Raw genomic sequence first — 13,740 nt, forward strand, 5'->3', positions numbered from 1 at the left:
ATTAAAATTAAAAAGTCTACTTTATGCTCCAGTAAAAAATAGCTAAGTAGACTTTATTGTTATTCTGCTAACTTAGCTGTTTTACCGGCTTTTTAATGCGAGAAACAGACAATATCTTTCTATTTCTGTTTTTATACAAATATAGATATAAACCGGTAAACGCCAATATTAATGGACTTAGTCCTAAAACACACCAAATTAACTTACTGGTTAAACCACCAAAATGACCAAAGTGTAATTTTCTAAAACTATCAATGGTTACATGTAATGCATTCGCCGATCTCACATCTTCTGAGTGAATCATTTCCCCTGAGCTTTTATCATAAGATATCGTACTTGAATAGTTACTATTAAGCGGGTTTGCTGAGTTCACTGTACCGTAAAACATGATATCCATGGCGGGTTCAAATGGCATTAATAGGTAGGTTGCTTCAAAGTTTTTAATTGTCTCTTGATTGCTGTCTAACAATGTTTGTATTGAAAGCTCTTGATTATGCAGTTGATGTTCAATTAAATAAGGCTCTTCAACAATATGTTCTGATACCTCATGTATCACCAGTGAAATGTTCCAATAAGCTCCTGTAAACGCGAGAATAAGGATAACGGGTGAGCTTGATATACCAATCATTTTATGGAGATCACTAAAAAATATTCTGCGGGCAAGTGTTAAGCGTAAAGTGAAAAAATTGATCCAAAACTTACGGTATAAAATGATGCCACTTATCCCTAATAATAAAAGTAATAACGACACAATAGCACCTAGAAACATACCGTTGGTTTCTAGTAACAATTTATAATGTAAATCTAGTAACCAATCCGTTAAATCATCTGATGTACCTACCGGTGTAGAAAGTAATTCTCCGCTATATTGGTTTACATATAATTTCGACCAATTTGTTGTCTGCTGCTTAATGAGATAAGCGGTATCTGTTCTACTTTTATCATCAAATAATTCCCAACTGCCTATTTCATGAGCTGGGTATTTTGATTTCACGTTCGCTATCAATACATCTAACGACAATCTCTCACTAGGACTAGTGTTACTCACTTGCATTTTATCAGGCATCAATAAAGTATCTAACTCAACCTTAAAGACTAATATACTCCCTGTAAGGGAAATTATTAACAAGGGTAACATGGCAAAAAGTGCACCAACGGAATGCCATTTATATAATTTTTTTCTCATAATATTTTACAGTGACAGGTGGTATTACCTAACGTAATACCACTGCACTTTTCCCTAAAGTGACCAGCTTAATGTGGCTGAATAATTAGCGGGTGCACCGTAATATCCTTGAGCCCAATATAAGCTATTGATATATTTTTCATCGGTTATGTTATTGGCATTAAGTGATAAGCTAACATTATCGGTAATGGCATAAGCCATCATTACGTTCACAACTGCGTAGGCACCTTGTTTGGTGACTATCTCTTCACCTGCGTTAGCAAAGCCATCACCCACAACACCTTGTTTACGTGAAATATCATCTTGCCAATTCATGTTGACACCTATCGATAAACCTTCAATGGCAGGCACGGTGTATGTGGCGGCAAGTTTAATAAGTGTAGAAGGGGTATAATCAGCAACAACGTCATCACCCGAAATGTCAAAGTCAGTGAAGCCAAAACTCAGCTGTAAATTGTCATAAATTTGCCCTGCAACTTCCAATTCAAACCCATTACTGCTAATTCCTTCAGCCCCAATGTAACGTTGTAAGTTAATAGGTAAATCTGTCGTGCGAACATCGAGCTTGGCAACATTCGTTTGTTGTACATCAAAGTAAGCAATTGAGCCGATAAGTAAACCATCAAAAAATTCACTTTTGATCCCTATCTCTTTACTTTCACCCGTTATGGGCGCGAGGATTTTATCATTAATATCTAATTTAGTCTGTGACACAAATGTTTCGGTGTAACTGGTATAGGCCACTAATTCTGGGGTAATTTGATAAACAGCACCTAAATAGGGAATAAATTCTTTATCCGAAGCATCTTGAACAACGTTGTATGAATTGCCCTCTACATTCCAATCGTTATAACGGCCACCAGCGATTACATGTAAGTTATCTAACACTTCAAAACGTGCAGTAAAGTAGGCTGCTTTTTGTTCATTAGTAACATCACTGCCTGTTAAGCCGTCAGTAAATATCGGCTTTGGGGTATTTCCGTCCCATTCAGGTAATGGTGGCATAACAGGGAAACCATTTCCTGTTGTGTAATCATAGAGTGATTTATCAACATAACTCATCTTGGCGTAATTGATACCCGCGACAATTTGATGCTCACGGCCGAATAATGAAAACTCACCATTGATGTACGCATCAAATAAGTTATGTTTATCATCTAGGTCATATTCACTCGCATATCCCAGTAGACCTAACTCAGTATTTTTATCTGGTGTACCGTAGACATAAAATAACTCAGTATCTTCATCTGTTGTTTTATGTGAGTAAGTGGCGCGTAAACTCCATTGAGAATTAAAATAATGAGCTAATTCAACCACGGTATTATTTTTAACAACTTGCCAATTTGACCAGTTTGCTGAAGTATTAGTTGAAGCATCATAATCAGTGGCGCTACCATCAGTATAATAAAGAGGATTAGCTCCCCAGTTATTACCTATCGCATCACTTTGGTTGTAACTGTGACTTATTGAAAGATAGGTACTGTCTGTCAATTCTGCACCAATAAAAGCATAGGCGACGCTTTTATCTTGTTCGTATCGATCCAAATAAGATTCATTGTCTTGTTTAACTAACACAACACGAGCACTCACTTTATCAGTAAGTGGTGTTGACGCATCTACCTCTAAACGCGTTTTATCCCAAGAGCCTACGGTTCCTCTAACACTTACTTCCGTTTCTTCTGTTGGACGTTTACGAATAAAATTAATCGTTGCTGATGGATTACCAACACCCGTCATCAAACCGTTTGCACCGCGAATAACCTCTATACGTTCATAAATGGCAGTATCTTCATCTGCATGGTTGTTACCAGACGTTAAAGGTAAACCAACACCATCAATTTGAAAGTTTGTTACGTCAAAGCCGCGTGCGGTGTAATAAGTTCTATCTGTTTCAATGCGTTCAACATTGATACCTGTTGCAGAATCTAATGCGGCATTGATGTCAGATAATTGAAAGTCTCTCATTTGTGCACTAGTAATTACGGACACAGATTGCGGTATTTCGATAATAGATAAATCTAAACGAGATGCCCCACTCACTTCATGAGCACCGTATCCTTCGATATAGGTGCCTTGAACTTCAATTTTTTCAACATCTGAATTTTTGCTGCCTTCGGCAAATGCATTAGTTGTCGTTAAAATTGTGAGGGTAATCAAATTTAAAGGGAGGTTTTTCACTGCGTTAGCCTAATAAGTATCATGTTGTAATTGCGCACATAATACATAAACTCACACCAAATGCAAATACTAATCATTATCGTTACCACTACTTACTTGTACAGTACTAAATAGGAAGGTAGTTCTTAATTAAATTACATTTTTGCTGCATTACCTCCGCTTTTAATAGGTATTGTCATTGGACAACACTGAATCTGGTAACTATATTTATCGACTGAGCAAGGGAATAATTTTTTGTGCTTACCTGCCTAGATATTTCTCCATTTTTTATTTCAACAAAGGACTGATTAATATGAGTGAAAAGCCAATTTTAATTCTATTTCATGGTATGGGCGTTCATACCGCAGATTCATTTAAAAAAGAGGTTGTTAGTGCTGCGAATAATGCTCTCGGGCGATATGAAGGATATGGCAACATTAAATTTGAAGACAAAGTAGATATTGTCTCTATTGGTTATGACAAACACTTTGAACAAATAAGACAGCAGCTAGCAGATAACGCAAGCGGTATCACAGATGTGCTTAAAGCAAAGTTACCTGGTGTTAGTGATCCGAGCATTATCCAAGATTTACTCGATTTGGAGAGCTCACTAGGTGATGATAAGTTTGCTTATACCCATATCCTAGATGTTGTGTTATATATGACTGAAGTTGGTCAATATGTACGGGCACAAGTCAGTGAAGAAATTGTAAAAGTGATACATAACAACCATCACCGACCTATTCACGTATTATGTCATTCATTAGGTACAGCCGTTGCACATGATGCGTTTAATCAAATTTATACCAATGATAATTCTCCATTACCCGCTCAGTTACATACCCTATCTTTCCCTATTACTAGCTATTGGGCATTCGCTAACGTAAGCCGACTTGTAACGTCATTTACAGGACTACCCTCACCATTTGATTCTGTGGTCAAACCTGGACACCAAGGCTTTATTTCGATGTTTTACAACATTAGGCATGTACTTGATCCCTTCACATTAAAGCCATTTAAGCGATTCGATCCAAATGGTAAAAAGAATTGGCTAACGCCAGATACATTTAAATATGATTACAAGCCGATTGTGACAACTAAAGTCAGCCGAAAAAATACGCATGACATTGCTGGTTATATTGAAGATCCTGATGTTTGCCATGACTTCTTCAATACCTTTTTTGATTTTTACCCTCCTGAAGAGATAAAAAAGGCCGGAGATAATCAGTTTAAAAATATTCAAGGAGATTACCTGAAAATTAAAGAGTATGTTGAAAAGTTAGAACAATTGGATCTTGAAGGAATTACAGAATTTATAGGCATGATGAAATCCTTTACCGACTATATTAAGGAGCTCAAGGATGAGTAAGATATTAATGCTATTGATACTCGGAGTGTTGATTAGTTTTAATGTCACCGCTGAAGAGTCTACTGAAAAAAATAATGATTGCTCATCGTTTAACACAAGCGAAACAACAATTTTTAAAGGGTCCTACTCAAGTGGTAAAATATATGGTGAAGCGCTTTGTCAATTTTATACTGGTCATGAACAAAGCCCAACTTTCGAAGAATTAACCAGACTATCAAATGTTTGGCAAGCACAGTTACTATTAGAAAGTGCAGCTCTGATACAGTTAGTCCCTAACTTAGCAACCTATCCTAGTATATTAAACAATTCATTTATTAACGATTATCCAGTTACGACAGTAACAAGTAAAGGCAGTGATCAATTATCAATAAAAAATGAGAATACTGTCATAAGGTCAGTCTTTAGTGATAGAAGTGCATGTGGGAATAGCTTTGGTAACAATATGAATTGTAGAGAAATAATCAGCAACTATACCTCTGTTGCTAATTTACCCGCTGAGCCAATTAAAACGATACAAAGTGGTAATGCATTAAAGCAGTTAAATCTCTATTCTAAACAATGGCAAAACTATTACACCAAGGCGCGCTCACAGACTTTCATTGATATTCTGTTGAATAGCTACCTTAACCGAAAAGACTATCAAAAAGGTCAACCTGTATCGCCACCAAGTGAACAATGGTTTGCATTGCATCCTTCTATTGTCTTGGAGTATGTTGATGGCGCAACAGACGGAGAACAGTTTAAAGAGGCGTTAGTTGTTGAATGGTTTGGCTACAATAATTGGGATTCTTCACTGCCGTTAGGTGTCTCTTTGGTTACACTCTATTCAGATAGAGCATCGGTTGATGATGTTGGTCATGGTTTGATGTTCCATGTTGATAACAACTATTCTATTGGTGTGACAAAACATGATGATGAAGCAGGCATATTCATTACCGTTGATTTACTTAAACTATTTGAAGATAAGCAAAGTAATTATAAAAGACAGGTATCAAAAATTAAGGAGTATTTGAATTAAGGTTGTTGCTTAAGCAGTATTGACCTTTTCACAGATTAACTCATATCACGTATGTTACTGATATACTTCAGTAACATATTAAAACGACAGACCTTAACTGACTATAATCAGGTTAGTTCTTGATATTACCGATATCAATAAGCAACGGTAAAACGTTTTCTTTTATGTTTAACTACCTCAGCTTCATCTAATAAAGCAATGGCAAAATCTTCCAGTGAAATAGTTGATTGTCCTTGTTCATCAACTAATAACTCATCAGATCCCGTTCGAAATATTCCCGTACGCTCTCCTGGCACAATGACAGCCGGCGGACTTATATAACTCCAATCAACAGACTCATTTTCTTGGCAAAGTTTGTGCTGTGCTAGACACGCCAAAGCGATATCACGCCAAGCTGTAGGCACTAAGTCAGTATCATCAACCACTAACATTCCATTGCTGTTCGGCACAGTTAAACTGGCTGCGCCTCCCACCAATAACAAGCGTACTTTGGTTTGTGCAAGCCCTGATAATAACGCTTTTGCTGTGTCGACTAGTTGACTCTCTAACCCTTGCGGTGGCCGTGTAGCACTAATGATAAGGTCTTGTCCATCGCTCCACTTCACAACGTCATCGACATTATCAGCATGACCAATAACTACCTTCACCGACGAATCAAATTCATTAGCCCGAGCATTATTTCGCAACACGGCAGTTATCTCATGACCTCGCAATAACGCTTCAGTTATAACCCTATTACCCACATTACCCGTTGCACCAAAAACTGTAATTTTCATTTGTAATACCTTTTATTAAGTTTAGCTTGTTATCGATTTGATAACGCCAGTCTACAAACAAGTTTTGATAACAGCATTAACCTAGGTTTAGTGTTTGAATAATATTAATCATTGGCAATATACTCACAACTAAATTACTTTTTGACTAAACCTAGGTTAATTACCTACGAGATTTTCTCGGTTAAACTTCACTTATCAATTTATACCAAACGTATTAATTAAAGGAATGACAACGTGAACAATACCCAAATAGCCCAATCCTATCTAGCCGACTTAACTCTTAACGAAAGTTCGTTAGATATCGACTTTTTAAATGAACTGCAAAGTAAACATATTGCACTATATAGTTTTAATAATCTTGCTGTAATATTGGGACAAGAGCTACCTTTAGACCCTGAGACGCTATTTAATAAAATTGTTGAAAAACGACGTGGCGGTTATTGTTTTGAACATAATAAGCTTGTATTTACCGTGTTATCTGAACTTGGTTTTGATGTACGTTTGTTGCTGGCTAAAGTGATTTATAACCAAGATGTTGACGTTGCCAGAACACATAGGGTGACACTACTTACGTTAGCAGGCGAAGATTATATTGTTGATGCTGGCTTTGGGCATTTAGGCGCTCGTTTTCCGGTAAAAATAGTGCCTGGCTTGATACAAGAACAAGGAGATGCTCAGTATCGTATTACCCAAAATGTTAATGGCGATTACTGTTATCAAGTATTTAAAGATGGCGATTTCTTTACGCTATATACCTTTGATTTACATCACTATACCGAAGCAGATTGTTTATTAGGTCATTTCTACTCACATAAACATCCTAATGCAGCTTTTGTGAATAATTTAGTCATTTGTCGTAAGTTCTTCAATGATATTCAATCATTGCGAAATAATGAATTTCATCATGTTATAAATGGTATTACACAAACAACTAAAATAACCAGTATTAAGCAATTACATCAATTATTAATTGATGTTTATCAACTCGATATTGATATTGCTATCTCTGAGTTTTTATTCAATAAGTTTGTTACACCCTTTCAGAATAAAGTTTGATAACAACAGATGAAATCTACACTAATTGATAATTTTACTTTACTGCTTTGGGCTAGTTTAATGGCTTCTTCATTTGTCGTTTCAGAGCAATTACTCCCTTATGCTAATCCGATTGCAAGTACAGCATTAAGATTTATATTAGCAACGATATTGATGATGCCTTTTATTGGGCGAGCATCCATTAAACAATTGAACTACAAAATATTACTGCGTTATAGCGTCATCAGTTTATTTTTAGTTTTATTCTTTATTGGGTTATTTGAGGCACTAAAAACCACCAATGCAATGCGTACTTCGGTGATTTACACCCTGCTGCCTTTAATCAGCGTGGTACTAACTTATATCGGTCTGAAGTTCGTAACACCTAACAAGCAAATTGCTGGTTTTTTGATTGGCACACTAGGTGCCATTTGGGTACTAGTAGCGTTTACACAAGGAAAACTAGTATTGATAGAATGGCGACTAGGCGATAGCATATTTTTAGTCGCTTGCTGTTGTTTAGCTTTACACGTGATTTTAATTAAAAAGTGGGCAACTGACGTTCCGCCAATGTTGGGAGCATTTTATATAATGCTACTAGGTAGCTTAATTTTATTACCTTTTTTAATTTTTTTTGGAGACTTAAATAATATAGCTTGGCATGAAGATGAGTTCTGGAAAGTATTATTATATTTAACGTTATTTACCACAATCGCAACTTTTTTCTTACAGCAACATTTATTAAAAAAAGTGGGCCCTAATCGCCTCTTAGGTTTCACTTATCTTATACCAAGTATTGTACTTATACCGCAAGGGCTAGCAAATATGTCTCAACTATACAGCGTGGTACCAGGAATAATGTTAACCTTTCTAGCACTTTATTTGATCTCCCCTAAACATCAGTAATTATCTTTGGAACACAATAAATGGATAACGTAAATACATGAGCCTACAAATGCATATGGAAGACTTTATCCAATTTTTTTCAGGTAGCAACCTGAGTATTGATAAAGCTAATTTTGATCAGTTTGGTCTTAAGGCTAAAATCAAACACTATCAAAAAGGTCAGCTGTTAATTACTCAAGGACAACCCGCGCCTAAGCTGTTTTTTCTAATCAAAGGCATGGTTCGTTACATGAGTGTGTCTGCTACAGGCAAAGAATTCACTCAGTCTTTCGCTTTTGCACCCGGTATTAGTGGTTCTACCCGAGCGATGACCAGAAACGCAAACGCCCTGTTTAGTATTGAAGCTTTAGATGATGTGATTTGTTTGGAATTTGAATGGCATGTGTTTTTTGATCAAATGCAATCACAACCCGGATTTTTGGCCGCGTACAATCGTTTACTTGAAAACATGTTTATAAAAAAAGAAGAACGTGAATTCGCTTTTGTACAACAAAGTGCTGAGCAGCGATATTTAACTTTTTTAGATATGAATCCACAACTACGTGACAAAATATCACTTAAAATGATCGCCTCACATATTGGTATTACCCCAATAGCACTAAGTCGTATTCGAAATAAACTCAAATAGATGAACCTAGCTTTATCCATTACAGTCAAAGCTAGGTTGATTACGGATGAGTTTGCAACGCCTTGAATTGAAATTGTTTAAGTACTTTTTAAACATACGTATTGATTGGCAACGGATGTATCTTCATTACAATGCTATGTTTATAAAGAGGTAAGCCATTTATTGGCATCATCAATTGAGGTAGTGAAATTGTGTTTTACCCCTGCTCTGTCATAGCAGCGGCTCATTTGAGTTTTTATTAACGATTCACCTTCAACATTCATCAATACTATCGCACAGGCTATTAGCCCTCTTGATCTTCTATTTATCAACGAGTTAATGAGTGCTTGTTCTGCTTCAGGAGTAAATAAGCTTAATTGATGCAGTGTGATCACTTGATTCCACTTTGATACTTCCAAAGTGTGGATGCAAGTCTCTAAAGCCTTTTCGTATTGTATTAGCAATTCTTCATTAAAAGGCCCTGTTGCATCTACTAGCAATAACTTGCCTTCAATTTTGACCTCAAATAAACCATGTTCCATGAAAATCATTAAATAACCTATAATTTGATCCAAGATGTCCTGAATATTTTCAGTCTATTCAGGTCAATAATGCGAAGGTGGTTAACTTCAAAAAAGCACCATTTTTATCGTCCTGAGATAACACTTAATACCATCACCATCACCCTTACCTATCATGCATTACGTCAATGTATCACGGTTAAACTTTAAATTGGCTTGTTAATGTTTGTAAATTATTAACATGGTCGTCTAGCTCATTGGCTTTCACTTCGATTTGATTGATAAGACCATTACTTTCTTGACCACTACTGACAATGCCATTGATATTAACATCTAAAGAAGACGTCACATTACTTTGTTCTTGAACACTGGTGGAAATTTGTAATGACGTATCACTGATATCATCACTTGCTGAAATTATTTTTGTAATATATTCAACCGAATGCAGCATCATTTCAGTTGTTTCTTCTCCTTTGGTTTTACTGTTTTGTACAACCACTACCGCTGAGCTCGTTCCTTGTTGTAATTCAGCAATCATTTGGCTGATCTCTTCGGTGCTTTGTTGAGTTCGGCTAGCTAAAGCTCTTACTTCATCGGCAACGACTGCAAAACCACGTCCTTGCTCTCCGGCACGCGCTGCTTCAATAGCCGCGTTAAGCGCTAACAAATTAGTTTGCTCTGCAATGGCTTTAATGACATCGATAACACCAACCATTTGATCAACCGTTGTGGCAAGTACACTTATCACTTGGCTGGCATTATCCAAGTCAGAAGAAAGTTCATTCACTGATAACATCGATTTATTAACAACTAGACCAACTTCATTAGCTTGCTCTTTTGCGTCAAATGCTGACTGTGATGATTGCTGAGATGTTAATGAAATATCTTTGGTACTGGCTGCCATTTCGGTGATAGCTGTCGCTAACATGTCTATTTCAATATATTGTTTTTCAAATAATACGTTAGCCTCACTGACATCTGATTTTACTGCGCTTGATGTATCACTGATGACTTGGGTTGTGGTGATTATAGTATTAATCATTGCTTGAGTTTTGTTAAAAAAATGATTGATTTGTCCCGCTAATTCACCCATTTCATCTTGAGTATTTATTTCTAATCGTTTAGTTAAGTCACCATCACCATGTGCAATATCTGTCACAGCGATAATCACTTTTTTTAACGGGTCAGTGACAATTATACGCGTAAGAATAAATAAAATAAGCACGAGTAAAACGTCCACTAATACCACACCGATGATGATTTGTATTAATGCAGCATTAATTTTAGTATTGATCGCTTGTTGATCAATACTAATCACAATATCACCCACAATAGTTTTTTCGTCATATTCATCATGAACCAGAGGTTGCTTTATCTCTGCTCCCTTTATACCTTGATTATGCTTGGTATATTTAACTTCACCGTCTACTGTTTTTATTTCAATACCGTAAACATAAGGTGTTTCTAATTCAGATGACGCTATTTTGACTATCTGATCAGATAAATCCATCCATATAGCCGCGGGTAAATTCAGTTTTAATCTTTCTGACACTAAAGTAATACTTCTATTGGCTTCAACTAATAAAGAGGACTTTACAACTTTATAGTCATAAGCTCCTTTCGTAATTAACACAATACTGACCAGAATGGTCGACATTACAATCAATCGAAATTTAATACTCAAGTTAGACAAAATCTTGATAAGTTATTACTCCAAAGCTTAGTTTATGACCATGTTATTAAGGTCATAGATAAATTTACCGTCATTATTTTAATATTTAAATGCTAATAACTCAGTTGTACACGACCGTGTGTTAATAGACATTAAACATAGTGAATTGCATTGCTAAGTGTTTTAGTGGCTTTAATAGAAACTAGAGCATCGATCGTGCTAGTAAAACCGGCTGAATCAGAAGTCACATAGGTACTCATAAGTATTATGTTTGTATGTCAAATATCACTAATAAAGTAACGACTAACAATCGACAATTAGTATTAATCCAAAAGAATTAGGGCTTTAGTGCTAGTACTTCCGGTGAGGAAGGTTTAAGAGGTTATTGGAATAAGAGCTAAAATTAAGTCATCTAATATGATTTCTACCCCTGAGGAGATATTAGATTTAACAGCCAACGGGACAGCTCGGAGTAGACTTTAGAGTGATAATGTCCATTTAAATTGTTGGATATAATAAGCAACACTGGACATGAGCAACTGCTTTTGTCCTTGTTAAAAGACTTGTTAGACGCTGACTACTTGGATGTCATGACGTGCTTTAATGTATGCAGGGTTATTATATGAAAGCCAAACTTTTTTTTCTGAATCTTCTGTAATTAGAACTTTTTGCGGGAGATCAATTGCTGCATTTTGAGCACACAGCATTAATGGGGTACCAATCTTAGGGTTACCAAAAATAATAACTTCCGTTGCCCTTAGTTCCAAATTCACATTAGAGGCATTTTTTTTATGATCAATTCTGGCAAATAGTGTTAACCCTTTATCCTTTATTATGGACTCAAACCTATCAGCAGTTTCTTTAGCTGAGTATTCACTTTCAAGTGTAATCAAGCTTTCTTCCGCACTAACATAAGAAGAAGCGACTAAGATAAAAATTGCAAAAGACATAACTCTAATCATAATTTTCCCTATTTATTATTTGATGCTGCTGAGATTAATCAATAAACGTCTAATGCCCAAATAAAGGACTCAGTAATAAGTTGGCTATAACATTAAGACTCGAAGCCTAGCAAATTGTTACCTGGCTTTGTTAGTTTTCTTGTTTGCAGCGATACTTGCATCTAGACCAACAACAAATTTTTTTAATTCTATTAATGATACATTTTCACTGTCAGTAACTTGTGATTTATAGCTATTTACTGCTTTATAAAAAACGTTATCAGCTTTTTTAGTAAAATCTAATTTTTCATATAAAAGCCCTAAACGAAGGTATGATAATGCAAGGCTAGCTGGGCCTGTTTTATGCAATAGTTCACTAGAGCGATCTGATTCTTGCAGTCTGATTACAGATTCCATGGCATAAATGCCTACTTCAGGTGAGCTATTTACATATTTTTTATAAGAAATATCTATTTCATTGAGTAAAAAGTCAGGTGAAATATTATTAGCCAGGCTAAAGTTTGAAGTCATTGCGGTAAGTACAATTAGCGTAGATTTAATGAACATATTCATATTAATTTCCTTATTAAATACATGATATTGCTAAACACCGTAGCAGCTTTTAGCCCTTGTGATTTCTTGATAGAAGTTCATTATTACTTACTACGTACCAGCCATATTAAACATAAAAAATGCAAAGGCACCAAGTGATATACAACCAACAACAACAACTATAGCCGTAAGAGTTTTAGATTGTGACATTGAGCCTATGAGTGCAAACCACCATTCAAATTCCAATGCCTCTTTTATAGTAAATGAGCTAGGCATTTCTTTCATTCTTGATTTGTTATCATCCATAATTCAATTCCTAATGTTGATGATCTTCTTATGCTGCTAGCACCTCACCAAGAGGCAAATAATATTGAGTTAAAATAAGCGACACAGTAGCAAGAGCCTGTTGTTTTTAGAACTAATAATTTCCTTGTTAGTTGTCAAACCACTCAAGCGCTAATTTTTCATGTTTGTTTATAAAAGAGGTTTTCAGTGTCATATAGACATTGATATCGTTATCGCTTTTAGAAACAGCCTCACTTTTAAGAGAACCATACTCTGAAGCTATTATAGGGTGTGCAATTAAGTACGCTTTAAATACCTTATGCCGATGTAAGTTCAAATCACTACTCTGGAACGCATGCACATGGTGGCTACGTTGATTGCCACCTTTTTGAAAGTAGCGCCTACCTGAAATACCATTTTCACCTTTGATTGTATAACCAAGTGCAGCAATATTTTTATCTGCTGCATCGAGCCCTTCAAGGTTTGAAACTTCAATTAGAATATCAACGATTGGTTTTGCTGATAAACCAATTACGGAAGTACTGCCGATATGATCGATTTTTACAGCATTATTACCGATCGCTTGGGTTAGAGCTACTTTTTCAATTTCAAAAATATTCTTCCAATTTGGATCGTAATCAACTACTTCAATAACTCTATTACTCAAATGGTTCTCCATTGGAAACTAACGCCTTGCTAAGCGGAAAATAATGGT

The 13,740-nt window shown here is 35.8% G+C and carries 14 protein-coding genes; 5 read left to right on the forward strand and 9 right to left on the reverse strand.

What is annotated here, in order from left to right:
* Positions 1 to 67: 67 nt before the first annotated feature.
* Complete coding sequence (locus CPS_RS12140) at positions 68 to 1,186, reverse strand: PepSY-associated TM helix domain-containing protein (protein ID WP_011043529.1); 1,119 nt, start codon at positions 1,184 to 1,186, stop codon at positions 68 to 70.
* Positions 1,187 to 1,240: 54 nt separating this feature from the next.
* Positions 1,241 to 3,364, reverse strand: coding sequence for a TonB-dependent siderophore receptor (locus CPS_RS12145; protein ID WP_011043530.1), 2,124 nt, complete (start codon positions 3,362 to 3,364; stop codon positions 1,241 to 1,243).
* A gap of 292 nt (positions 3,365 to 3,656) precedes the next feature.
* Between CPS_RS12145 and CPS_RS12150 the strand changes: the two genes are divergently transcribed.
* Both CPS_RS12150 and CPS_RS12155 read left to right on the forward strand, forming a co-directional pair.
* On the forward strand, positions 3,657 to 4,712 hold the full coding sequence (locus tag CPS_RS12150; RefSeq protein ID WP_041736973.1) for a lipase family protein: 1,056 nt from the start codon (positions 3,657 to 3,659) through the stop codon (positions 4,710 to 4,712).
* The gene (locus tag CPS_RS12155) at positions 4,705 to 5,730 is read left to right on the forward strand and encodes a hypothetical protein (protein ID WP_011043532.1); all 1,026 of its coding nucleotides are present in this window, start codon (positions 4,705 to 4,707) and stop codon (positions 5,728 to 5,730) included. Before CPS_RS12150 ends, CPS_RS12155 begins: the two co-directional genes overlap by 8 nt.
* Before the next feature lie 134 nt (positions 5,731 to 5,864).
* Here CPS_RS12155 and CPS_RS12160 read toward each other — a convergent pair whose 3' ends face one another.
* The gene (locus CPS_RS12160; protein ID WP_011043534.1) at positions 5,865 to 6,506 is read right to left on the reverse strand and encodes an NAD(P)-dependent oxidoreductase; all 642 of its coding nucleotides are present in this window, start codon (positions 6,504 to 6,506) and stop codon (positions 5,865 to 5,867) included.
* A gap of 234 nt (positions 6,507 to 6,740) precedes the next feature.
* Between CPS_RS12160 and CPS_RS12165 the strand changes: the two genes are divergently transcribed.
* From CPS_RS12165 to CPS_RS12175, 3 genes are read left to right on the forward strand one after another with little or no spacing between them, the layout of a single operon-like run.
* Complete coding sequence (locus CPS_RS12165; RefSeq protein WP_011043535.1) at positions 6,741 to 7,562, forward strand: arylamine N-acetyltransferase family protein; 822 nt, start codon at positions 6,741 to 6,743, stop codon at positions 7,560 to 7,562.
* 9 nt (positions 7,563 to 7,571) lie between these two features.
* Positions 7,572 to 8,447 carry a DMT family transporter gene (locus CPS_RS12170; RefSeq protein WP_011043536.1) on the forward strand — a complete coding sequence of 292 codons (876 nt, stop codon included), beginning with the start codon at positions 7,572 to 7,574 and terminating at the stop codon, positions 8,445 to 8,447.
* Between the two features lie 37 nt (positions 8,448 to 8,484).
* Positions 8,485 to 9,075: a Crp/Fnr family transcriptional regulator gene (locus CPS_RS12175; protein ID WP_138140278.1), complete on the forward strand. Its 591-nt coding sequence runs from the start codon at positions 8,485 to 8,487 to the stop codon at positions 9,073 to 9,075.
* A 140-nt stretch (positions 9,076 to 9,215) separates the two neighbouring features.
* Here CPS_RS12175 and CPS_RS12180 read toward each other — a convergent pair whose 3' ends face one another.
* The 6 genes from CPS_RS12180 to CPS_RS12205 form a co-directional block, all read right to left on the reverse strand.
* The gene (locus CPS_RS12180; protein ID WP_101155581.1) at positions 9,216 to 9,605 is read right to left on the reverse strand and encodes a hypothetical protein; all 390 of its coding nucleotides are present in this window, start codon (positions 9,603 to 9,605) and stop codon (positions 9,216 to 9,218) included.
* Between the two features lie 169 nt (positions 9,606 to 9,774).
* Positions 9,775 to 11,208, reverse strand: a complete 1,434-nt coding sequence (locus CPS_RS12185) for a methyl-accepting chemotaxis protein (RefSeq protein ID WP_187148271.1) — start codon at positions 11,206 to 11,208, stop codon at positions 9,775 to 9,777.
* A 605-nt stretch (positions 11,209 to 11,813) separates the two neighbouring features.
* Positions 11,814 to 12,209, reverse strand: coding sequence for a DUF302 domain-containing protein (locus CPS_RS12190; protein WP_011043541.1), 396 nt, complete (start codon positions 12,207 to 12,209; stop codon positions 11,814 to 11,816).
* Between the two features lie 117 nt (positions 12,210 to 12,326).
* Positions 12,327 to 12,761, reverse strand: a complete 435-nt coding sequence (locus tag CPS_RS12195) for a hypothetical protein (RefSeq protein ID WP_011043542.1) — start codon at positions 12,759 to 12,761, stop codon at positions 12,327 to 12,329.
* A gap of 90 nt (positions 12,762 to 12,851) precedes the next feature.
* Positions 12,852 to 13,046, reverse strand: coding sequence for a hypothetical protein (locus tag CPS_RS12200; RefSeq protein WP_011043543.1), 195 nt, complete (start codon positions 13,044 to 13,046; stop codon positions 12,852 to 12,854).
* Positions 13,047 to 13,173: 127 nt separating this feature from the next.
* Positions 13,174 to 13,692 (reverse strand): GrpB family protein, encoded by a 519-nt coding sequence (locus tag CPS_RS12205; RefSeq protein ID WP_041737713.1) that lies wholly within the window; start codon positions 13,690 to 13,692, stop codon positions 13,174 to 13,176.
* Between the last annotated feature and the right edge of the window lie 48 nt (positions 13,693 to 13,740).

This window comes from Colwellia psychrerythraea 34H (assembly GCF_000012325.1).
Taxonomy (GTDB): Bacteria; Pseudomonadota; Gammaproteobacteria; order Enterobacterales; family Alteromonadaceae; genus Colwellia; species Colwellia psychrerythraea_A.